This window comes from Nocardioides rotundus (assembly GCF_019931675.1).
GTDB classification, from domain to species: domain Bacteria; phylum Actinomycetota; class Actinomycetes; order Propionibacteriales; family Nocardioidaceae; genus Nocardioides; species Nocardioides rotundus.
Genome location: NZ_CP082922.1, coordinates 89,622 through 109,127, shown reverse-complemented (window position 1 = coordinate 109,127; position 19,506 = coordinate 89,622). Strand labels below are relative to the sequence as shown.

Here is a 19,506-nt window from a genome sequence, read left to right as displayed (position 1 = left end):
GACCCACGACCCGGGCTCCTCGGCGGAGCCCGGGTCGTGGTGCGTCCGGGACCGCGGTGACACCCAGCAGCGTGCTCAGCGGCCGGCCGCGGCGTCGCGGGCCAGCAGCCGCAGCGGCACCCGTTCTGCCTCGCTCAGGCCGAGCAGGCCGGCGAAGTGGTCCACTCGATCAGGGTCCAGGAACTGGCGGGGGGTCGTTCCCGCCGTACGCCGCGGAGTACGGAACAGGACGCCGTCGCCGGCTCCCAGCCAGCGCCGGGCGACCTCGGCGTTGCCGTCGGCCCATTGCGCCATGAAGTCGTCCAGGACCGGGTCGGGCAGGGTCAGGGTCGGGCCCTGGGGCTCGACGGCCAGGGTCCGCACGATCTCCCGGTTGTCGATCATCCCTACCCGCGCACCGGCGTGGTGCACCCGGCGCAGGTTCAGCAGCCGGAGGAACTCCACCGTCTCGGCGCCGAGGCTGACGTTGCGATCCTCGGGCAGCTCCCAGCCGTCCTCGGGCAGGTCGACGCCCACGGTGCGCAGGAAGTCGGCATACAGCGAGCCCCGGTGGAAGGCGTCGCGCTCGTAGCGGCGCACCACCAGCTCGTCGGGCTCCAGGATCTCCTCGATCCTCGCGAGTCGGCCCCGGTAGTCGTAGACGTCGCTGTAGTCCAGATGCAGGGTGGGATCGCTCAGCCGCCGGATCTCGCCGATCTTCACGCCCTGCTGGTACCTGCTGACCAGGTGATCGTCCTGGCGCCGGAGATAGACCACGATCCGCAGGCTCCTGGCGTTGCGCCGCGCGAACCGGCGCAACCGCCGCAGGGTCCCCTCCGAGGACTTGAAGAGCGTCTCCTCCGAGAGCAGCACGCTGGACAGTCCGCTGGCGGCGACCTCCGCGAGCAGGTCGCGCTTGAACCGGCGCCGGAAGCGTGCCGGGTCCTGCTCTTTCACCCGGTGCCACACCGCGGAGTCGTCGAGCTCGGCGTCCGGGGTGAGAAAGGTGGTGAACAGCGCGTGCCGGGCCCGCCCTGGCGTGGCCGGGTAGAGCGTGCCGGTCGCGGCGAGCAGGTCACGGTTCCGGTTCAAGAAGTGCTGGACCGATGTGGTCCCGGTCTTGCCTGTGCCGACATGCACCGTCAGGTCGGGTCGCGGCGCCTCGGGGCTCGGGGGGGTCGGAGTCGGCGGGGTCGCCGTACCTCTTCGCCAGCCGCGCACGGGTCCATCCTTCCATGAGCGCGGCACCCGTGAGGGTGTCGCCGGACCACCCCCTCTTCGTCGTACGGTGAACCCAGTCACCTAACCCGAAGGAGAGTGGAATCCGTGGATTCATGGGGATTCATCGCGTGGATCGTGCTCGGTGGCCTCGCCGGCTGGCTGGCCAGCAAGTTCATGGGCACCGATGAGCAGCAGGGCCTCCTGCTCAACATCGTCGTCGGTGTCGTCGGCGCCCTGCTGGGTGGCTGGCTGCTCGGCCTGTTCGGCGTGGACGTCGGCGGTGCCGGGCTGATCTTCAGCTTCCTGACCGCCGTGCTGGGCGCGGTCGTCCTGCTGTTCGTGGTCAAGCTGGTGACCAACAGGCGTTGACGGCCACCGGCCGTGACTGCGGGCGTCGAGGGCTCAGCCCTCGGCGCCCGCGGCGTCTCCGGCGATGTTGACCATCCAGTTGATCCCGAACCGGTCGGTGAGCGCGCCGAAGACGTCGCCCCACATCTGCTTCTCCAGGGGCATCGCGACCGTCCCGCCCTCGGCCAGGGCGTCGAACCACCCGCGCAGCTGCTCGGCGTCGTCGCCGCTGAGGCTGATCGAGATGTTGTTGCCCACCGTCACCTCCACCATCTCCGGCGGCGCGTCGGCGACCATCAGGGTGAAGCCGGCCGGCGTCTCGAGCATCGAGTGCATCACCATCGACGCGCTCGGGCCCTCCATGCCCATGTCGCCGAAGGTCATCAGGCTCAGCTCGCCGCCGAGCACGGACTGATAGAACTCCACCGCCTCGCGGGCGCGGCCGTCGAGCACGTTCACGTACGGGTTCAGCTTGCTGGCCATGGGCCACCTCCGGGTCTGGTCGGTCGGGTCGTCCGTTCGGACAGCCGGAACGCTAGCCCTCCCCGCCGACATCCGCAGCGGAAACCGGGCTCCAGCGGAAGCCCATCCGGACCAGACCGTGGTCGGCGGTGCCGCGGCGCCGGTGGTCGGCGCTGTCCGAGACCTCGGCGTCCTGGGCGCCCGGGTGCGGGTTGAGGTGATCGTTGTCGATGGTCAGGCCCTCGAAGAGCCACAGTCGCCGCCGGGAGTTGTCGTAGAACTGCTCGCTCACCAGGATCTGGTCCAGCGACTCGCGCAGGTCCTGGAAGATGTGGGTGTAGTAGACGTCCCTGGTGTCGCGATACTGCTGCAGCGTCTGGCCGGTGTAGAGCGAGATGTCGCCGCCCCCGACGCTGTCCCCCACGAGGTAGCGCGGCTGCTCGGTGAGGATGTTCGCGGTGTTGGAGTGCTGGTCGTCGTTGATGTCGCCGAGCACGATGACCGGGGTGTCGGTGCCCTTCATCTCGGTCGTGAGCCGCACGCGGAGGGCGGCGGCCTCCGCCGTACGCCGGATCGTGGCCAGCGCTGCGCCGATCGCGGTGCGGTGGTCGCCGTGATCGCTCTTGTCGTACCAGTCCTCGGAGTCGATCTGGTGCGGGCGCTTGGACTTCAGGTGCACCACGAAGACGCTCACCTCGGGGGCGTCGGACCGCAGCCGGATGCCGAAGGAGAGCACCGGGCGGGAGTAGCCCGTGATCGCCACGGAGATCTCCGGGGCCTGCGGATCGTCGGCGCCGGAGGACTCCAGGCGCAGCTCGGGCGGGAACTCGTCGGTCCAGACCGGGTCGCCGGTCAACAGGCCCTTGCGGACCAGCGCGGCGCAGACGATCCGCGAGCCGTCGGCCGGCTCGGCGAGGACGTCGTACCGGCTCTTGATCCGGCCCCGGGCCAGCACGTCCGCCAGCGCGTCGGCGTGCCAGAGCTCCTGCAGCCCGATGACGTCGGCGTCCTGGTCGCGGAGCAGGTCCGCGGTCCAGCGGAGCTTGGCGTCGTACTCCTCCTGCGTCCACGGCTTCTGGCCGGGGTTCATCCGCTTCCCCGGGAGCTGGAGGTTGTAGAGGTTGAGGGTCGCGACGCTGAAACGGTCCAGATCGGCCATGGTTCCCACTCAACCAGCCGCGGCGTAGCGTCGGAACCATGGCACGCATCCTCCTGATCGGCGGCCACGGCAAGGTCGCCCTGCTCGCCGCCCCGATGCTCGCCCGCGACGGGCACACCGTGGACGCGGTGATCCGCAACCCCGACCATGCCGAGGAGGTCGCCGAGACCGGCGCGATCCCGATCGTGGCCGACGTCGAGCGGCTCGACACCGACCAGCTCGCCGACCTCGCCGCCGACCACGACATCGTGGTGTGGTCCGCGGGCGCCGGTGGCGGCAACCCCGAGCGCACCTACGCCGTGGACCGCGACGCCGCGATCCGGTCGATGGACGCCGCCGTGCAGGCGGGGGTGCCGCGCTATGTGATGGTCAGCTACTTCGGCGCCGGCCCCGACCACGGGGTGCCGGAGTCCGAAGGCTTCTACGCGTACGCCGAAGCCAAGGCCGCGGCCGACGAGCACCTGCGCGGCTCCTCGCTCGACTGGGTCGTGCTCGGCCCCAGCGGGCTGACCGACGGGCCCGAGACCGGCACGATCGGGGTCGGCGGGGAGAAGTCGACGGTCGCTCGGGCCAACGTCGCCGGGGTGATCGCCGCTGTGGTGGGCGACCCGTCGGTCTCGCGCCGCACGATCGAGTTCAACGACGGCGACACCCCCATCGCCGAGGCCCTCCGCAGCTGACTCGGCGCCACTTCACCGCGAGTCGGCGCACTGCGGGCATGTGTGTCTTGGCGGGATATGGCACGGTTTCCCCGTGAGCATCCCTGGCGGCAGACACGGCAAGCGGGTCGCGCTCGAGGTCGCGGGCTGGACGCTGGTCGCCGCGGGCATCGCCGCGCTGATCCTGCCCGGGCCCGGGCTGCTCATGCTCTTCGCCGGCCTGGCGATCCTCTCCCAGCAGTACGAGTGGGCCGAGCGGCACATGCGCCCGGTCGAGAAGGCCGCCAAGGAGGCGGCACGTCAGGGTGTCGCCACGATCCCGCGGATCGCGATGTCGGCGTCCGGCGTGCTGTTCATGATCGGCGTAGGCGTCGTCTGGGGCCTGCAGCCGCCGGCGCCCGAGTGGTGGCCGATCCACGAGAAGTGGTGGCTCCCCGGCGGCTGGGGGACCGGGTCGAGCCTGATCATCTCGGCCTTCATCGCGCTCGGTCTGCTGATCTACAGCATCGTGAAGTACCGCGACTGACCGCTCACATGTGGATGTGGTCGCGCCAGTCGTCCGGCACGCGACCGGCCGGCCCGGGCACGGGCTGATCCTCGGGATGGCTCTGCGGGTCGGCGAGCCGCGGCCCGAGCACGCCCTTCTCCGTGCCGTAGTCGTAGAACCAGTCCTCCCCCGGCTCGAAGCTCTGCACGATCGGGTGTCCGGCGTCGTGGTAGTGCGCGGTCGCGTGCTGGGAGGGGCTGGAGTCGCAGCACCCGACGTGGCCGCACTGGGCGCAGCGACGCAGGTGCACCCACCAGCCGCCGGTCTGCTCGCAGTCGGCGCAGCCGGGCCCGGAGGGGGCTGCCGTGGGGTCGATGCCGTCGGTCATGCCGATCAGTCAACGCGCCGACCCGGGCGGCTGGCAAGGCCCCGACGGGTGTGCGCCAACCAGGCCAGCCCGGCGACCGGCAGCACCAGCGGCACGTAGCCGTACCTCGCGCCGTACCTCGACCAGACCGTGTCGTCGCCCAGCACCTCGGGGTGCCACAGGCTGAGCGTGCCGATGAGGAGTACGCCGGCCAGCTCGACCCCGACCGCCGCCCACGCGACCCGGGTGGCGCGGAGGCCGGGTCGGGCCAGGGTCCAGGTGGCGACCAGGTAGACCACGGCGGCGAAGGCGGAGAGGGCATAGGCCAGCGGCGCCTCGTCCGCGTTCTGCGCGAGCTGCACCGTCGACCGGCCGGTGGCGGCGACCGCGAAGACGGCGTAGACGAGCACCAGCAGCCGGCCCCAGCCGCGGTCGGTGCGGGCGGCCTCAGGCACCGGCACTCCACACCTGTCCGGCGCGCAGGAGCAGGAAGGCCACCAGCAGGCCAGCGGCGACGTAGACCGCCGTACCGGCACGGGTGCGCTCCTCGGCCGCCCACAACGAGGCGGCCGGCGGCGTGACCACGGCGATGCCCAGGTACCCGAGGTAGCTCAGCTTGTTCACGTCGTTGCCGGGCTGGGCGACCGCGACGATGCCGACGAAGAGGCCGACGAGCAGCGCGATGGTCAGCACGAAGACGCCGATCAGCATCAGTCCGCCCGGCACCCGGTCGGCGATCAGGTGGCCCAGAGCGGCGAGGGCGAAGAGGAGGGCCAGGCCGATCAGGATCTGCTGCATTAGGTCGGGCACTGGGCCATTGTGCCCGGGGAGTTGAGCACCGGGGCTCATGCGGGGCGGCGCCGAGGCAGGAACACTGGAGGCATGCCTTCCCACGAGCACAACGGCCTCGGCCGGATCGGTCTGGTGACCCTCGCGGTGGCGGTCTGGGCCGCCGCGATGTGGTTCGCCTGGCTGGGCTGGGACCACACGTACTACGAGGTCGACGGGGTGCCGCAGGGTCCCTACCGGCCCTGGCAGGTCGTCGGCTGTGGCGCGACCGTCGCCCTCGGCGCCGTCGCCGGCTACCTGTTCACCCGCCGGATCGCCGCGATCGTGCTGATGCCGGTCGCGGCCACGATCGGCTTCGCGATCCCCTGGGCCGTCGAGGCCGCCGGGTCCGACAACACCGGCCTGTGGGTGCTGGGCCTCGGGCTCCTCCTCGTCTTCGGCGGACTCGGGCTGCTGGTTCTCGTCGGGCTCGCCGCCCTGGTACGTCGGCCCGTCTGAGCCCTAGCCGGGTCCGCGACAACAGATCTGGGATCTTTGCCACGGCTGGAGCTGGCACCTAAGACGCGACTCAACCACGGAACCTGAAACACCGGTTCTGAATCAGCGCCGAAGCGAAAGCCCCTCATCGAGGACCCGGCTCGTCGGAGCGCAAGGGCGTGGGTGAAAGGCCGTCGGCCACGTTTTACCAGCTCGACGTCGGCGGCACCTCCTAGGCTGCGCGCAGGCGAAAGCAGGACCGACGCAAGCGCACGAGGAGACGAGCCAGTGTCAGAGCAACTGTTGAACCTGGTCGACGATGAGCATGTAACGGTCACGCTGCTCGCGAATCCCTTGGACTGGAGGGTTCGAGCCGTCGAGGAGATCACCGTGGACACCGCGACCTCCTGTTTGCGGCGCCGGTCTCTGCAGGTGGCGCCATTGCGGGCCCACCTGGGCGTTGAGGTACCGGAGGAGACGACCCACGCGCTGCTCGGGCTCTACGTGGCCCCGATCCGACGTGGGCCCCTGCTCGATTTTGACGTGTCGGGTCCGGAGGGCCAAGCGTGGCTCCTGCCACGGATCGAGATCGCCGACCGAGAGGCTCGGCTTCTCCGAGAATTGGCACGCGCGTGCGGACAATCGATCAGTGACGATCTGCATGCGTTACTCGCCGCGGTTTGTGGGTTCACCGGGGAGCTGCTGACCGACGTCAAGGCAATCACGTTTGAGGAGTATCTCAAGGCCGGCCTCGGCCGCGCCGTACCCGAGGAGACGCTGACGCGTTGGCGGGACGCAGGCGACGTCTGCCGCGACGTACTCCGGCGACGAATTGACGTGTTCCGCGGCTACTCGGCGCCCGAGAATCCCGCCCTTGTGCTGCCGGAGCTCTTCGCGGACGGAACCATCACCACCGATGAACAAGCCACTGCCACGCTTGACGAATACGCGGAACTCGTGGCCACCCTGGACGAACAGGCACAGACGCACCCGCCGAACGCGGCGGAGGAGTTTCTTGTCGTGTTGGCCGACTATGGGAACTCCTACGACATGATGGTCGCGATGAAGGTGCCCCTCGACGAGCCCTTCCTCATCAAGTACTCAGAGCGACAGAGCTTGCCCTTGTCATGGTGGCGCAACACAGCGACATTGGAACTCGTAGTCGCGGACGCACGCACCAATCACGTAACGTTGAAAGTGGCGGACGCTAGTCTTCGGATCGGCACCTTCAAGGCCCTGAGACCCGGAAGCGACGAGTTCGCGTACGGCGCGTTCCAGTCTCGGCAGGACGCTCAGAGTCGCGCCTTCTACGCCCACGACCCGGACCGGGACTACCGGATCCGGTTGTCGTTTGATCTGCGGCTACTGCGCCGCCTCCAGATAGTTCCCTACCTTGTCGCAGCTCTCCTCACACTCCTGTCGGTGGCCTTGCTGATAGAGGGTCCGACCGACCTGCAAACGCTGGCCATCGTCGGTGGCCCGGCCGCTCTTGCGGCATCAGTCCTCCTCGTCCGCGAGCCCTCGACCCTCGGTTCTCGCCTGCGGCTCATTAGTACTGTCTGCCTCACAACCGCACTCGTCGTGTTGATCGTGATCTCCTCAGGTCTGTTCATCCGAGGTGAGTTCGACACGCCCAAGGACACCGGCCGAGGCCGACCAGATGCACCCAGCACGCCGTAAGATCGAGACAAGGAGGCACACATGGCCAAGAACACCGGTCACGGATCAAGACGCGGCGCGGTCACAGGCCGCACCCAGACCAGGACGACATCAGGGACCTGGATGAAGCGGAGTTCCTCGACCGGGCAGTTCATCGAGGCGAAGAAGAGCGGCGGCAGCTTCAAAGGCGTCCGCAAGGAGAAGTAGCGCGCCGAATCGTGCAACGGCGGCTGCCCCGGCTGCCCTGCGGAAGATCTACGGCGCCGGCTTTACCCGTCACAGCTCGATGGCGACAACGGGTCTCACAGCTCAGTCCGACCCGACGAGTCTCCTCACGCAGTCGCAGTTTGCGCACCCATGTCGCAGTCACCCGCTTCGCGGGCAGCCAGTTCACCCCCGCGAGCGCAGGTACTTCCCGAAGTGCGGGACGGTGAAGGCGATCCGGCCGCGCTCGGAGGCGTAGATCAAGCCCTTCTTCAGCAGCGCGTCGCGCGCGGGCGAGAGCGACTGCGGCTTCTTCCCGAGTACGGCGGCCACGGCGGACGTGGGCACCGACTCCACGGCGTCCTTGTCGTCGTCGGCCAGCTCGAGCGCGGCGTCGGCCATCGCCCGGAGGTACTCCCGCTCCCCCGGCGTGGCCCGGTCGTAGCGGGAGCCGAAGAAGCCGACCGCCAGCTCGTTCTCGGCCTCGGGGGCCGCGACGGCCACGTCCTCGCCGGTGATCGGCGAGCGCGGGGCGCGGTCCCAGACCGCCTTCCCGTAGGCCTGGATGAAGTAGGGGTAGCCGCCGGTGACGTCGTACATCGTGGCCAGCGCGTCCTCGTCGAAGGCCGCGTCCTCCTCCTCGGCCGGCAGGCTGAGCGCGTGGTCGGCGGCGTCGCGGGAGAGCCGATCGATGCGCTGGTAGGAGAACAGCCGCTCGGAGTAGGACTTGCTCGCGCTCAGCACCGCGGGCAGGTGCGGCAGGCCGGCACCCACGACGATCACCGGCAGCCCCGCCTGGCTCATCTCGTGGCACGCGGCGCAGAGCGCGGAGACGTCGTCCGGCCCGAGGTCCTGCATCTCGTCCATGAAGATGCCGATCCCCTTGCCGAGGTCGGCGGCCAGCCCGCCGAGGTCGGTGAAGAGCTCGACCAGGTCGATCTCGATGTCGCCGGAGTCGGCACGCCCGCGCACCGGCGGGGCGTCGATGCCGGGGTTCCACTGCTCGCGCAGCTTGGCGTTCGGCCCGGCCGCGCGCTGGGCGAAGGAGCGGACGACGCCGAGGACGTGCGCGACCGACTCCTCGTCGCGGTGGCCGAGCTCGCGCACCGCCTGGTGGGCGGCGCTGGCCAGCGGCCGCCGCAGCTCCTGGTCGGGGCGCGCCTCGAGCTTGCCGGTCCCCCACTGGCGTCGTACCGCCGACGAGCGCAGAGTGTTGAGCAGCACCGTCTTGCCCACCCCGCGCAGGCCGGTCAGCACCAGCGAGCGCTCCGGCCGGCCGCGGCTGACCCGCTCCAGCACCACGGAGAAGGCGCCCAACTGCTCGGCGCGGCCGGCGAGCTCGGGCGGGCGCTGGCCGGCGCCGGGTGCGTAGGGATTGCGGATCGGATCCATGGATCGCAGGCTATCCGGCACTCTAGGGATTCCCTTAGATTCGCCGATATCCGGCGATTCGCCCGGATTGGCGGACCGACCCCGCCCGGTCGCACACTGGCCCCATGCCCAGCACGAACCAGTGGCTCGCGTTCGCCGTCGCCTCGATCCTGTTCATCCAGGTGCCCGGCCCGAGCCTGCTGTTCACCATCGGCCGTGCCCTGACGGTGGGCCGCGACGAGGCCATCCTCTCCGTCGTCGGGAACGCGCTCGGCCTGGTCGTGCAGGCGCTCCTGGTGGCGGTCGGCCTCGGCACGATCGTGGCCGCGAGCGCGACGGCGTACACCGCTGTGAAGGTCTGCGGCGCGTTGTACGTCGTATGGCTGGGCGTCCAGGCGATCCGGCACCGCGCCGACGCGCGCCTGTCCATGGAGGGCGGGGTGCCGGTGCGACGCGGTCACCCGATCCGGATCGGCTTCACCGTGGGCGTCACCAACCCCAAGACGGTCGTCTTCTTCGTCGCGTTCCTGCCGCAGTTCACCGACCCCGCGGGCCCGGTCGGGGCGCAGACCGCGCTCCTCGGGCTGGCCTTCGCGGTGATGGCGGTCGCCTCCGACAGCGTGTGGGCGCTGCTGGCCGGGCAGGCACGCGACTGGTTCGCTCGACGGCCGGCCCGACTGGACGCGCTCGGCGCCACCGGCGGCACGATGATGCTCGGCCTCGGCGCGACCATGCTGGTCCGCGAGTGACTCAGGCGGACTCGGGTCGGGCCTGACCCGGCCCCCGGGTCGGCGCGTGCCGGTAGGTGGAGTCCAGCCCGGCGCGGAGCAGGTCGATGAGGTCCGGCACCTCATCGGCGGGGAGCCGGAACGACCCGGCGCACACGTTGCCGCGCCACAGCGACAGCACGACGACGCCGGCCTCGCTGTGCCAGGTCACCCGCAGGGCCCGGTCCGAGCCGCGGGAGTCCAGGAACACGGACCCCGTCGGTGAGAGCGGGTGGACGTCGGCCATGGTCAATTCTGGCGCGCCGGTCAAGGCCCCGGCTTCGGTCGGCCCGGCATACTGGGCGCGTGCCGGAGCTGCCCGAGGTGGAGGCGCTCGCCCAGGACCTGCGCGAGCGGCTGCGCGAGCGTGCCATCACCCGCGTCGACCTGGTCGCGTTCAGCGCGCTGAAGACCTACGACCCGCCGGTCACCGCCCTGCAGGGCACGCTGGTCGAGGACGTCACCCGGCACGGCAAGTTCCTCGACATCACCGCCAGCGGCCTGCACCTGGTGATGCACCTGGCCCGCGCGGGCTGGGTGCGCTGGCGCGAGGAGGTGCCGGCGACGACCGGCCGCCCGGGCGGGAAGAACCCGCTCGCCGCCCGGGTGGTGATCGACGACGAGGCGGGGCTCGACGTCACCGAGGCCGGGACCAAGAAGAGCCTGGCGATCTACGTCGTCACCGACCCGGCCGCCGTACCCGGCATCGCCTCCCTCGGCCCGGACCCGCTCGACGACGCCTTCACCCCCGATGTGCTGGACCGGATCCTGGAGGAGAACGGCCGCAGTCAGCTCAAGGGCGTGCTGCGGCACCAGGGCACCATCGCGGGCATCGGCAACGCCTACAGCGACGAGATCCTGCACGCGGCGAGGATGTCGCCGTTCAAGCCCGCGAACAGCCTCACGCCCGAGGAGCGGCAGCAGTTGTACGACGAGATCCGGGGCGTCCTCGGCGCGGCCGTCGACCGCTCCCGCGGCCTGGCGGCCAGCGAGCTCAAGGGCGAGAAGAAGTCGAACCTCGCGGTGCACGGTCGCGCCGGCGAGGCGTGCCCGGTGTGCGGCGACACCATCCGCGAGGTCAGCTTCGCCGACTCCAGCCTGCAGTACTGCCCCACCTGCCAGACCGGCGGCAAGCCGTTGGCCGACCGACGCATGAGCAAGCTCCTCAAGTGAGACCTCCCCCCACGAAGGAAGCCCCATGAGCAGACAAGCCAAGATCTCCCTCGCGATCGTCTGGGTGTTCGCCCTGGTCCTGACGTCCATGCTGGCCCTGACCGGCATGAGCGAGGACCCCGAGCCCGAGCCGGTCTCCTCCGGCGAGTCCCGGCTGGTGCGCGACGACAGCCGGATCCTCGGCGAGCGGGCCGACACCGGCGTGACGTTCGTGGAGTTCCTCGACTTCGAGTGCGAGGGGTGCCGCGCGGCCTATCCAGCGATCGAGCAGCTGCGCAAGGACTACGCGGGCCGGGTCACCTTCGTCGCCCGCTACTTCCCTCTCGGCGGCCACTTCAACGGCGAGCGGGCGGCGCGCGCGGTCGAGGCGGCGGCGCAGCAGGGGAAGTTCGAGGAGATGTACAGCAAGATGTTCGAGACCCAGGCGAAGTGGGGTGAGCAGCGCAAGCCCCTCGACGACCTGTTCGCGTCCTACGCCGAGGACCTCGGCCTGGACATGAAGCAGTTCAAGGCGGACTACGCGGACCCGGCCACCGCGAAGCGGATCCAGAAGGACGTCGCCGACGGCGAGGCCCTGGGCGTGCAGGGCACACCGACCTTCTTCGTCGACGGCAAGCAGTTGCAGCCCCAGACGTACGGCGACCTCACCGACGCCCTCGATGCAGCCCTCGCGAAGTAGCCCGGCACTGGCCTGGCTCCTTCTTCTCGGGGGCGTCGTCGGCACCGTCGCCGCGCTCGTCCTCACGGTGGAGAAGCTCGCACTGCTGGCCGACAGCACCTATGTGCCCTCTTGCAGCGTGAACCCGGTGCTCAACTGCGGCTCGATCATGAGCACCGAGCAGGCCGCGGTCCTCGGGTTCCCGAACCCGCTCATCGGTCTCGCCGCCTTCCCGGTCGTGGCCGCCACGGGAGCCGCGCTCCTGGCCGGCGCCCGGATGCGGCGGTGGTACTGGCTCGGCCTGCAGACCGGCGTCACCCTCGGCGTGCTGTTCGTCGGCTGGCTCGTCTTCCAGAGCCTCTACCGGATCGGGGCGCTCTGCCCCTACTGCATGGTCGTGTGGGCCGTGGTCATCCCGGTCTTCTGGTACGTCACCCTCGCCAACCTGCGGGAGGGCCGCCTCGGCGACCGGGTGGCCAGCAGCCGGTTCGTCGCCTGGCTGGCGCGGAACCACGCGGTCGTGCTCACCGCGGTGGTCGTGCTGCTGCTCTCGCTCATCACCCAGCGGTTCTGGGACTACTGGAGCAGCCTGGTCGGGTGACGCCGACCCGTCACAGGTCCGGCTCCGGCAGAGCCAGCGCCGCCTGGAGCCGGCGCAGGTAGTCGTCGCGATCGACCTCGACCACGCCGAGGGAGGCCAGGTGCGGCGTGGACCACTGCACGTCCAGCAGCCGGTCCTCCGCGTGCTCGTCGCGCAGCCGCTCGACGAGGCCGACCAGCGCCGCCTTGGAGGCGTCGGTGCGGCGATGGAACATCGACTCCCCGGCGAAGAGGCCGCCGACGGCGACGCCGTACAACCCTCCGGCGAGCTCGCCGTCGGCCCATGCCTCCACCGAGTGCGCCCAGCCGAGCCGGTGCAGCCGGCCGTAGGCCTCGCGGACCGGGCCGTCGATCCAGCCCAGCGGTCGCTGCGGGTCGGCGCACGCGGCCACCACCTCGTCGAACGCGGTGTCCACCCGGATCTCGAAGTGCTTCAGCGACCGGCGCAGCGAGCGGGAGACGCGCAGGCCGTCGAGCGGCAGGATGCCGCGACGCAGCGGGCTGAACCAGTACGGCGGGTCCCCCGCATCCGGGCCCGGCATCGGGAACAGGCCGCGCCGGTAGGCCCCCAGCAGCGTGCCCGGCTCCAGGTCCGCGCCGACCGCCACCAGGTCGTCGTGCGGGTCGAGCTCCTCGGGGAAGACCCAACCGGTGGGCTCGGGCTCGACAGGCACGGGGGCACCCTAGCCCGCGGGGGTGACCGCCCGATGACGCCTGCGGGGCGTGCGGACGTCTTCCGTAGGATGCAGGCATGGGTGTCCGCCAGAGCATCGGTCGTCGGCTCGCGCCGATGGTCGCCGAGCGCGCTCCCGGGGTGACGTCGAGCTTCGTCCGCGAGGCGCTGCAGCGGGCGATCCACGGGGTCGGTCCGCTGCCGGGCGCCGTCGCCGCGGCCGAGGCGCAGCTGCGCGAGCAGCGCGGTGACGTTGACCGCGCCGTGCACGAGGTGATCGAGAACCACGTCCGCTACGCCGGCGCACAGGGCTTCATCACCAACATCGGCGGCATCGCCACCGCGACCGTGACCATCCCCGCCAACATCAGCGGCCTGGCGATCATCCAGGCCCGGATGGTCGCCGGGATCGCCCACCTGCGCGGCTACGACCTGGCCGACCCGCGCGTGCGCAACGCCGTCCTGGTGACGCTGCTCGGCGAGGAGACGATCGAGGCGAAGCTGAAGAAGCGCACCCTCCCCGCGCCGCCGATGGCGATCGCCACCGCGCCGGCACACGACCCAGGACTGGACGAGCGGGTCTCCTCCGAGGTCGCCTCCGAGCTGATCGCCCGGGTCGCCGGCAAGCGGCTGGCCGCCACGGTCAGCCGCCGGGTCCCCGTCGTTGGCGGGGTCGTGGGCGCCGGCACGGACGGGTTCGTCACCTGGAAGGTCGGCCGCTATGCCGACCGGGAGTTCCTGCGCCGCCGTACCTCGTAGGGAGCGGCGTCAGCCCTTCCCGCGCACCCGGTCCATCCCCTTGCGGGCGAACTCGGTGAGCGTGTGGCGGGGCGGCTCGCGGCGGGCGGCCTCGTGGGTCATCTCCTCCAGCGCCACGATCGCGGCGTCGAGGACGGCCCGGTCGCTCACGCTCGCGGGGCTGCGCCACGGCGTGCCGGGGTCGGGCCGGCGCGGGCGCAGGTCGTCGAGGTCGCCGATCACGTCGACGCCGCGCTGCTCCAGCCACGCGATCATCTCCTCGCTGCGCGCGTCGACGTCGTCGTACCTCTTCGGGGGGACCGTGACCTTGCCGTTGCCCCGGCCGGCGAGCACATCGTTGCCGAGCATCCCGAGCACCAGCCGGTCGTAGGGCTCGCTGCGACGGGTGGCGAAGCCGAGGCGGCGGTTCAGCTCGCGCAGCACCCGGATCTCCGCTGGCCCGAGCGACTCGTTGGCGCGGACGCTGTCCTTGGGCGCCCAGGCCGGGTCGATCCCGAACGCCTCGCAGTAGCGCAGCCACAGGGCGTCGCCGCGGGTGTGCGGGACGGTGACGACGTGCAGCCGGTCGGCGGGCAGTCCCGCGCCCCACGTGCCGAGCACCTCGGGGATGTCGAAGGAGCGGGCGAAGAAGGTCTTGCCGGCCAGGCTCCGCTCCAGGAACTTCTTCAGCCCCCACGCGCGTCCCTGCTTGACGCTCTCCTGCCACGCCGCGGGCAGCTGGCGGCCGAGGTCGCGGGCGGAGTAGACGATGTGCACCTCGTGGTCGGACAGGTCGCTCATCACCCGGTCGACCACCTCCGGCCGCGCCGGGGCGAGCACCTCGTGGCTGACCACGTAGGTGCCCTCGCCGCGCATCGCGCGGACCAGCTTCGGCCACATGCCCTTGGCGTGCCCGGGAGGGCCGCCCCAGTCCTGGTCGAGCAGGTCGAGCGCGGCCTTGAAGTGGCTCTGATCGGGGCGCAGGCGCAGCGACGCGCGGGGGATGTGCACGCCGTGCCGGGCGAGGGAGCGGGCGTTGGCGGTGAGCCGGTCCTGGAGGTACGTCGTACCGGTCTTCGGCGCACCGATGTGCAGGTAGACGCGACGACGGGGGTCGGACATGGGGGCGATTGTGCCCCACGACCGGTCAGCCGGCGGCACCCGCCAGGGCGCGTACGACGGCACTGGGGCTCGGTCGGCCGAGCTCGCCGGCCATCCAACTGCTGGTGGCGACCAGCCGGTCCAGGTCGAGCCCGTGCTCGATGCCCAGGCCGGTGAGCATCCACACCAGGTCCTCGGTCGCCAGGTTGCCGGTGGCCGACTTCGCGTAGGGGCAGCCGCCCAGCCCGCCGGCGCTCGCGTCGAAGGTGGTGATGCCCGACTCCAGGGCGGCGTAGGTGTTCGCCAGCGCCTGGCCGTAGGTGTCGTGGAAGTGCATCGCCAGCCGGTCGCGCGGGGTGCCGGCCTCCTCGAAGGCGGCGACCAGGGCGCGCACGTGGCCCGCCGTACCGACGCCGATGGTGTCGCCCAGGGAGAGCTGTCTGGCGCCGAGGTCGAGGAGGCGCCGGCCGGCCGCGACGACCTGCTCGATCGGGACGGCGCCCTCCCACGGGTCGCCGAAGCACATCGAGACGTAGGCGCGCACGTCCAGCCCGGCGTCGCGGGCGCGGCGGACGACCGGCTCGAACATGGCGTACTGCTCGTCCAGGGAGCGGTTGAGGTTGCGCTGGGCGAAAGTGTCGGTGGCGGAGCCGAAGATCGCCACATGCCTGCTCCCGAGCTCCAGCGCGCGGTCCAGACCGCGCTCGTTCGGCACGAGCACGGGCAGCTCGCGGCCCTCGTCGCCGAGCGCGGTCATCAGGTCCTCGGCATCGGCCAGCTGGGGCACCCACTTCGGGTGGACGAAGCTGGTCGCCTCCACGATCGGCGCGCCGGCGTCGAGCAGTCGGTGCACGAACTCCGCCTTCACCCCGACCGGGACGATCGCCTTCTCGTTCTGCAGGCCGTCGCGCGGCCCCACCTCGTAGATCGTCACCCGCTCGGGGAGCCCCTCGCGGGGCACCTGCATCGGCAGCCCGTCCATCACGCCTCCTCCGGCTCCACGACGACCAGCCGGTCGCCGAGCTTGACCTGTGCGCCCGCCACCACGTCGACCGCGGTCACGGTGCCGTCGAAGGGCGCCTTGAGCGAGAGCTCCATCTTCATCGCCTCCATGGTGACCAGGGCGTCGCCCTCGGCGACCCGCTGTCCGTCCTCGGCGCCGACCGACAGCACGGTGCCGGGCATCGGCGCGGTCAGGGTGCCGTCGCCGACATCCGCGGCGGAGTCGGCGAAGGCGTCGGGTCGCTCGAAGGTGAACCGCTGGCCCTGGTGCACGACCTCGACGACCGCACCGTCGCGACGTACGGCGCCCCTGTGTCGCTCGCCGTCGAGCTCGACCTCGAGCCGCAGCGGCCGCCCCGGCTCGCGGGCGCTGCTCAGCACGCGGCACGAGCGGCCGTCGACCGTCCCGCGGCTGGCGGCCACCTCGACGAGCCGGTCCAGCTCGATCAGCGCGGGCGCCGGGTCGGCGGACATCCGCCACCCGTCGCGCTGCCAGGGCCCCCGCGCGCTCCCGGGGAGCAGGGCGCCGCCGTCGGTCGCGCTCGCCACCGTGTCGTCCAGGGCGGCCGCGGCCAGCACCCGCGCCGTGTCGGGCTCGGGGGCGGGCACCTCGTTGCGGTCCAGCCAGGCGGTGTCGATGGTCGCGTCACGGAACTCCGCACCCGCCAGCAGGGTGCGCAGGAAGCCGGTGTTGGTGGTGAGGCCGGTGACCACGGTCGCATCGAGCGCGTCCACCAGCCGGTGGCGCGCCTGCTCGCGGTCGGCGCCCCAGGCGATGACCTTGCCGAGCATCGGGTCGTAGGCCGTGCTCACCTCCTGGCCGGTGCGCAGCGCGTGGTCGACGCGCACGCCGGGCAGGTCGGTCGGCCAGGCGACGTAGGACGCCAGGCCCGCCTGCGGCAGGAAGCCGCCGAAGCTGTCCTCGGCATAGACACGCGCCTCGATCGCGTGCCCCTCCAGGGTCACGTCGTCCTGGGCGAAGCCCAGCTCGGCGCCCTCGGCGACCGCCAACTGCAGGGCGACCAGGTCGACCCCCTCGCCGCGGATCCGCACGACCTCCTCGGTGACCGGGTGCTCGACCTGCAGGCGGGTGTTCATCTCCAGGAAGTACGCCTCCCCGGTCGCGTCGTCGAGCAGGAACTCCACGGTGCCCGCGTTGGTGTAGCCCACCTCGGCGGCCAGCGCCACGGCGGCCTCGGTGACCCGCTGCCGCTGCTCGGCGCTGATCGTGGGGGCGGGCGCCTCCTCCAACACCTTCTGGTGGCGCCGCTGGGTGGAGCAGTCGCGCTCGAAGAGGTGCACCACGTGGCCGTGGGCGTCGGCGATGACCTGCACCTCGATGTGGCGCCCGGACTCGACGTACTTCTCCACCAGCAGGGTGTCGTCGCCGAACGAGCTCGCGGCCTCGCGGCGGGCGGCGTCCGCGGCCGCGGCGAAGTCGGCGGCGCTGCGCACCACGCGCATGCCCTTGCCCCCACCGCCCGCGGCGGCCTTGACCAGGACGGGGTAGGCGAAGGTCTCGGGGTCGTCGTCCAGGCTGTACGCCGGCACGACGGGCACCTCGGCGGCGACCGCGATCTCCCGGGCCGCGTCCTTGCGGCCCATCGCGTCCATCACCTGCGCGCTCGGCCCGACCAGGCTGATCCCGGCCTCGGCGAGCGCGCGGGCGAAGGGCGCCCGCTCGGAGAGGAAGCCGTATCCCGGGTGCACGTAGCCCGCGCCCGCGTCCCGCGCGGCGGCGACCACCTCGTCGACATCGAGGTAGGACTCGACCCGCACCGCGGCGTCGGCCTCCTCCACGTGCGGGGCGTAGGCGTCCAGGTCGGTGTGCAGGACGACGGTGCGCCAGCCCAGGTCGCGGGCGGTGCGGATCACCCGGCGGGCGATCTCGCCGCGGTTCGCGACGAGCAGCGTCCGCTCGTTGGTCGAGCCATCGTTGTCGCTGGTCGAGCCTGTCGAGACCATCGTCATCACATCCGGAAGATGCCGTAGGAGGGATCGGGGATCGGCAGCGGTGCGGCCACCGAGAGCGCCATGCCGAGGACCCGCCGGGTGTCGGCGGGGTCGATGATGCCGTCGTCCCAGAGCCGGGCGGAGGCGTAGTAGGGGTTGCCCTGGGTCTCGTACTGCTCGCGGATCGGCGCCTTGAAGGCCTCCTCGTCCTCGGCGGACCACTCCTCGCCGGCGGCCTCGAGGCCGTCGCGGCGGACTGTGGCGAGCACCCCGGCGGCCTGCTCGCCGCCCATCACCGAGATCCGCGCGTTCGGCCACATCCACAGGAAGCGGGGGTCGTAGGCGCGCCCGTTCATCCCGTAGTTGCCGGCGCCGAAGGAGCCGCCGATGACGACGGTGTACTTCGGGACCACGCTGCAGGCGACCGCGGTGACCAGCTTGGCCCCGTCCCGGGCGATCCCCTTGTTCTCGTACTCCTTGCCGACCATGAAGCCGGTGATGTTCTGCAGGAAGACCAGCGGGATCTTGCGCTGGTTGCACAGCTCGACGAAGTGCGCCCCCTTGAGCGCGGACTCGCTGAACAGGATGCCGTTGTTGGCGACGATCCCGACCTCGTGCCCCCAGATCCGGGCGAAGCCGCAGACCAGGGTCTCGCCGTACAGCTTCTTGAACTCGTGGAACCGGCTGCCGTCGACGACCCGGCGGATCACCTCGCGGACGTCGTACGGCGTCCGGGTGTCGGCCGGCACCACGTCGTAGAGGGTCTCCGGCGGCTCGTGCGGCTCCTCCACCGCCGAGTCGGCGCTTGTTGACCCCCAGTCGGCGCCAGTTGACGCCGAGTCGGCGCTTGTTCGCGCCGGGAGGGTGTCCAGGACCGAGCGGACGATCCGCAGGGCGTGGGCGTCGTCGTCGGCGAGGTGGTCCACCACGCCGGAGACCCGTGCGTGTACGTCGCCCCCGCCGAGCTCCTCGGCCGTGACGACCTCGCCGGTCGCCGCCTTCACCAGCGGCGGGCCACCGAGGAAGATCGTCCCCTGGTTGCGCACGATCACGGTCTCGTCGCTCATCGCGGGGACATACGCGCCACCCGCGGTGCACGAGCCCATCACGCTGGCGATCTGCGGGATCCCCGCGGCAGACATGTTCGCCTGGTTGAAGAAGATCCGGCCGAAGTGCTCCCTGTCGGGGAAGACCTCGTCCTGCAGCGGCAGGAAGGCACCGCCGGAGTCGACGAGGTAGACGCACGGCAGCCGGTTCTCCGCAGCCACCGTCTGAGCGCGCAGGTGCTTCTTGACCGTCATCGGGTAGTAGGTGCCGCCCTTGACCGTCGCGTCGTTGGCGACCACCATCACCGGCCGCCCCGAGACCAGCCCGATGCCGGCGACGACGCCCGCCGACGGGACGGCGTACACATCCTCGGCGTCCTTGCCGTACATCCCGTACGCCGCCAGCGGCGCGAGCTCGAGGAACGGGCTGCCGGGGTCCAGCAACCGGTCGACCCGGTCGCGGGCCAGGAGCTTGCCGCGGCCGGTGTGCTTGGCGCGGGCGCTCTCCGAGCCGCCCTGGCGGACCCGGTCCATCCGCTCGCGCAACTGGTCGGCCAGGCTGCGCAGGTCCAGGGGTGTCTCGCTCACGGGTCCTCCTGCTCGTCGGTGCGCC

24 protein-coding genes are annotated in these 19,506 nt (G+C 71.4%); 11 read left to right on the top strand and 13 right to left on the bottom strand.

Features of this window, described 5'->3' with window-relative positions:
• Positions 1-75 precede the first annotated feature (75 nt).
• Positions 76-1,071 carry a hypothetical protein gene (locus tag K8W59_RS00550; RefSeq protein WP_223396838.1) on the bottom strand — a complete coding sequence of 332 codons (996 nt, stop codon included), beginning with the start codon at positions 1,069-1,071 and terminating at the stop codon, positions 76-78.
• 234 nt (positions 1,072-1,305) lie between these two features.
• Between K8W59_RS00550 and K8W59_RS00545 the strand changes: the two genes are divergently transcribed.
• Entirely contained in the window at positions 1,306-1,569 is a 264-nt protein-coding gene (locus K8W59_RS00545) for a GlsB/YeaQ/YmgE family stress response membrane protein (protein WP_223396837.1), read from the top strand.
• Between the two features lie 33 nt (positions 1,570-1,602).
• Here K8W59_RS00545 and K8W59_RS00540 read toward each other — a convergent pair whose 3' ends face one another.
• Positions 1,603-2,031 (bottom strand): VOC family protein, encoded by a 429-nt coding sequence (locus tag K8W59_RS00540; RefSeq protein ID WP_223396836.1) that lies wholly within the window; start codon positions 2,029-2,031, stop codon positions 1,603-1,605.
• A 52-nt stretch (positions 2,032-2,083) separates the two neighbouring features.
• Positions 2,084-3,169 carry an endonuclease/exonuclease/phosphatase family protein gene (locus K8W59_RS00535; RefSeq protein ID WP_223396835.1) on the bottom strand — a complete coding sequence of 362 codons (1,086 nt, stop codon included), beginning with the start codon at positions 3,167-3,169 and terminating at the stop codon, positions 2,084-2,086.
• A 38-nt stretch (positions 3,170-3,207) separates the two neighbouring features.
• Between K8W59_RS00535 and K8W59_RS00530 the strand changes: the two genes are divergently transcribed.
• Both K8W59_RS00530 and K8W59_RS00525 read left to right on the top strand, forming a co-directional pair.
• Positions 3,208-3,849 carry an SDR family oxidoreductase gene (locus K8W59_RS00530; RefSeq protein ID WP_223396834.1) on the top strand — a complete coding sequence of 214 codons (642 nt, stop codon included), beginning with the start codon at positions 3,208-3,210 and terminating at the stop codon, positions 3,847-3,849.
• A gap of 73 nt (positions 3,850-3,922) precedes the next feature.
• Positions 3,923-4,354, top strand: coding sequence for a PGPGW domain-containing protein (locus tag K8W59_RS00525; protein WP_223396833.1), 432 nt, complete (start codon positions 3,923-3,925; stop codon positions 4,352-4,354).
• 4 nt (positions 4,355-4,358) lie between these two features.
• Here K8W59_RS00525 and K8W59_RS00520 read toward each other — a convergent pair whose 3' ends face one another.
• From K8W59_RS00520 to K8W59_RS00510, 3 genes are read right to left on the bottom strand one after another with little or no spacing between them, the layout of a single operon-like run.
• Positions 4,359-4,703, bottom strand: a complete 345-nt coding sequence (locus K8W59_RS00520) for a UBP-type zinc finger domain-containing protein (RefSeq protein ID WP_223396832.1) — start codon at positions 4,701-4,703, stop codon at positions 4,359-4,361.
• Between the two features lie 5 nt (positions 4,704-4,708).
• Positions 4,709-5,137, bottom strand: a complete 429-nt coding sequence (locus K8W59_RS00515) for a hypothetical protein (protein ID WP_223396831.1) — start codon at positions 5,135-5,137, stop codon at positions 4,709-4,711.
• Complete coding sequence (locus K8W59_RS00510) at positions 5,130-5,492, bottom strand: hypothetical protein (protein ID WP_223396830.1); 363 nt, start codon at positions 5,490-5,492, stop codon at positions 5,130-5,132. The genes K8W59_RS00515 and K8W59_RS00510 overlap by 8 nt, the downstream gene beginning before the upstream one ends.
• A 72-nt stretch (positions 5,493-5,564) precedes the next feature.
• Between K8W59_RS00510 and K8W59_RS00505 the strand changes: the two genes are divergently transcribed.
• The 3 genes from K8W59_RS00505 to K8W59_RS00495 all read left to right on the top strand — a co-directional run bounded on the left by K8W59_RS00505 (position 5,565) and on the right by K8W59_RS00495 (position 7,814).
• The gene (locus K8W59_RS00505) at positions 5,565-5,969 is read left to right on the top strand and encodes a hypothetical protein (RefSeq protein WP_223396829.1); all 405 of its coding nucleotides are present in this window, start codon (positions 5,565-5,567) and stop codon (positions 5,967-5,969) included.
• 267 nt (positions 5,970-6,236) lie between these two features.
• On the top strand, positions 6,237-7,628 hold the full coding sequence (locus tag K8W59_RS00500; protein WP_223396828.1) for a hypothetical protein: 1,392 nt from the start codon (positions 6,237-6,239) through the stop codon (positions 7,626-7,628).
• A 21-nt stretch (positions 7,629-7,649) separates the two neighbouring features.
• Entirely contained in the window at positions 7,650-7,814 is a 165-nt protein-coding gene (locus K8W59_RS00495) for a hypothetical protein (RefSeq protein ID WP_223396827.1), read from the top strand.
• A 183-nt stretch (positions 7,815-7,997) separates the two neighbouring features.
• On the opposite strand, the gene K8W59_RS00490 is transcribed toward K8W59_RS00495, so the two are convergent.
• Positions 7,998-9,203, bottom strand: a complete 1,206-nt coding sequence (locus K8W59_RS00490) for an ATP-binding protein (RefSeq protein ID WP_223396826.1) — start codon at positions 9,201-9,203, stop codon at positions 7,998-8,000.
• Between the two features lie 104 nt (positions 9,204-9,307).
• Here K8W59_RS00490 and K8W59_RS00485 point away from each other — a divergent pair, with 104 nt between their 5' ends.
• A complete protein-coding gene (locus K8W59_RS00485; RefSeq protein WP_223396825.1) occupies positions 9,308-9,931 on the top strand; it encodes a LysE family translocator in 624 nt (207 codons plus the stop codon).
• A gap of 1 nt (position 9,932) precedes the next feature.
• Here the strand turns inward: K8W59_RS00485 and K8W59_RS00480 are convergent, their stop codons facing one another.
• Positions 9,933-10,196 carry a hypothetical protein gene (locus K8W59_RS00480; RefSeq protein ID WP_223396824.1) on the bottom strand — a complete coding sequence of 88 codons (264 nt, stop codon included), beginning with the start codon at positions 10,194-10,196 and terminating at the stop codon, positions 9,933-9,935.
• A gap of 59 nt (positions 10,197-10,255) precedes the next feature.
• On the opposite strand from K8W59_RS00480, the gene K8W59_RS00475 reads away from it, so the two are divergent.
• The 3 genes from K8W59_RS00475 to K8W59_RS00465 are packed head-to-tail and all read left to right on the top strand — an operon-like array spanning position 10,256 to position 12,381.
• On the top strand, positions 10,256-11,122 hold the full coding sequence (locus tag K8W59_RS00475; RefSeq protein ID WP_223396823.1) for an Fpg/Nei family DNA glycosylase: 867 nt from the start codon (positions 10,256-10,258) through the stop codon (positions 11,120-11,122).
• Between the two features lie 25 nt (positions 11,123-11,147).
• Positions 11,148-11,801 carry a DsbA family protein gene (locus K8W59_RS00470; protein WP_223396822.1) on the top strand — a complete coding sequence of 218 codons (654 nt, stop codon included), beginning with the start codon at positions 11,148-11,150 and terminating at the stop codon, positions 11,799-11,801.
• On the top strand, positions 11,782-12,381 hold the full coding sequence (locus K8W59_RS00465; protein WP_223396821.1) for a vitamin K epoxide reductase family protein: 600 nt from the start codon (positions 11,782-11,784) through the stop codon (positions 12,379-12,381). The genes K8W59_RS00470 and K8W59_RS00465 overlap by 20 nt, the downstream gene beginning before the upstream one ends.
• A gap of 10 nt (positions 12,382-12,391) precedes the next feature.
• Here K8W59_RS00465 and aat read toward each other — a convergent pair whose 3' ends face one another.
• Entirely contained in the window at positions 12,392-13,054 is a 663-nt protein-coding gene (gene aat, locus K8W59_RS00460) for a leucyl/phenylalanyl-tRNA--protein transferase (RefSeq protein ID WP_223396820.1), read from the bottom strand.
• 77 nt (positions 13,055-13,131) lie between these two features.
• Between aat and K8W59_RS00455 the strand changes: the two genes are divergently transcribed.
• Positions 13,132-13,812, top strand: a complete 681-nt coding sequence (locus K8W59_RS00455) for an EcsC family protein (RefSeq protein ID WP_223396819.1) — start codon at positions 13,132-13,134, stop codon at positions 13,810-13,812.
• A gap of 9 nt (positions 13,813-13,821) precedes the next feature.
• On the opposite strand, the gene K8W59_RS00450 is transcribed toward K8W59_RS00455, so the two are convergent.
• From K8W59_RS00450 to K8W59_RS00435, 4 genes are read right to left on the bottom strand one after another with little or no spacing between them, the layout of a single operon-like run.
• Positions 13,822-14,913 carry a hypothetical protein gene (locus K8W59_RS00450; protein ID WP_223396818.1) on the bottom strand — a complete coding sequence of 364 codons (1,092 nt, stop codon included), beginning with the start codon at positions 14,911-14,913 and terminating at the stop codon, positions 13,822-13,824.
• Between the two features lie 25 nt (positions 14,914-14,938).
• Positions 14,939-15,874, bottom strand: a complete 936-nt coding sequence (locus tag K8W59_RS00445) for a hydroxymethylglutaryl-CoA lyase (RefSeq protein WP_223396817.1) — start codon at positions 15,872-15,874, stop codon at positions 14,939-14,941.
• Positions 15,874-17,865: an acetyl/propionyl/methylcrotonyl-CoA carboxylase subunit alpha gene (locus K8W59_RS00440; protein ID WP_223399995.1), complete on the bottom strand. Its 1,992-nt coding sequence runs from the start codon at positions 17,863-17,865 to the stop codon at positions 15,874-15,876. The genes K8W59_RS00445 and K8W59_RS00440 overlap by 1 nt, the downstream gene beginning before the upstream one ends.
• On the bottom strand, positions 17,865-19,427 hold the full coding sequence (locus tag K8W59_RS00435) for a carboxyl transferase domain-containing protein (RefSeq protein ID WP_223399994.1): 1,563 nt from the start codon (positions 19,425-19,427) through the stop codon (positions 17,865-17,867). The genes K8W59_RS00440 and K8W59_RS00435 overlap by 1 nt, the downstream gene beginning before the upstream one ends.
• Between the last annotated feature and the right edge of the window lie 79 nt (positions 19,428-19,506).

Coding starts and splice junctions, on each gene's coding strand:
- K8W59_RS00540 (WP_223396836.1), bottom strand. CDS start 2,031: ATGGCCAGCAAGCTGAACCCGTACGTGAACGTGCTCGACGGCCGCGCC.
- K8W59_RS00505 (WP_223396829.1), top strand. CDS start 5,565: ATGCCTTCCCACGAGCACAACGGCCTCGGCCGGATCGGTCTGGTGACC.
- K8W59_RS00520 (WP_223396832.1), bottom strand. CDS start 4,703: ATGACCGACGGCATCGACCCCACGGCAGCCCCCTCCGGGCCCGGCTGC.
- K8W59_RS00465 (WP_223396821.1), top strand. CDS start 11,782: ATGCAGCCCTCGCGAAGTAGCCCGGCACTGGCCTGGCTCCTTCTTCTC.
- K8W59_RS00450 (WP_223396818.1), bottom strand. CDS start 14,913: ATGTCCGACCCCCGTCGTCGCGTCTACCTGCACATCGGTGCGCCGAAG.
- K8W59_RS00435 (WP_223399994.1), bottom strand. CDS start 19,427: ATGGACCGGGTCCGCCAGGGCGGCTCGGAGAGCGCCCGCGCCAAGCAC.
- K8W59_RS00445 (WP_223396817.1), bottom strand. CDS start 15,874: ATGGACGGGCTGCCGATGCAGGTGCCCCGCGAGGGGCTCCCCGAGCGG.
- K8W59_RS00530 (WP_223396834.1), top strand. CDS start 3,208: ATGGCACGCATCCTCCTGATCGGCGGCCACGGCAAGGTCGCCCTGCTC.
- K8W59_RS00440 (WP_223399995.1), bottom strand. CDS start 17,865: ATGACGATGGTCTCGACAGGCTCGACCAGCGACAACGATGGCTCGACC.
- K8W59_RS00495 (WP_223396827.1), top strand. CDS start 7,650: ATGGCCAAGAACACCGGTCACGGATCAAGACGCGGCGCGGTCACAGGC.
- K8W59_RS00470 (WP_223396822.1), top strand. CDS start 11,148: ATGAGCAGACAAGCCAAGATCTCCCTCGCGATCGTCTGGGTGTTCGCC.
- K8W59_RS00535 (WP_223396835.1), bottom strand. CDS start 3,169: ATGGCCGATCTGGACCGTTTCAGCGTCGCGACCCTCAACCTCTACAAC.
- K8W59_RS00455 (WP_223396819.1), top strand. CDS start 13,132: ATGGGTGTCCGCCAGAGCATCGGTCGTCGGCTCGCGCCGATGGTCGCC.
- K8W59_RS00485 (WP_223396825.1), top strand. CDS start 9,308: ATGCCCAGCACGAACCAGTGGCTCGCGTTCGCCGTCGCCTCGATCCTG.
- K8W59_RS00490 (WP_223396826.1), bottom strand. CDS start 9,203: ATGGATCCGATCCGCAATCCCTACGCACCCGGCGCCGGCCAGCGCCCG.
- K8W59_RS00480 (WP_223396824.1), bottom strand. CDS start 10,196: ATGGCCGACGTCCACCCGCTCTCACCGACGGGGTCCGTGTTCCTGGAC.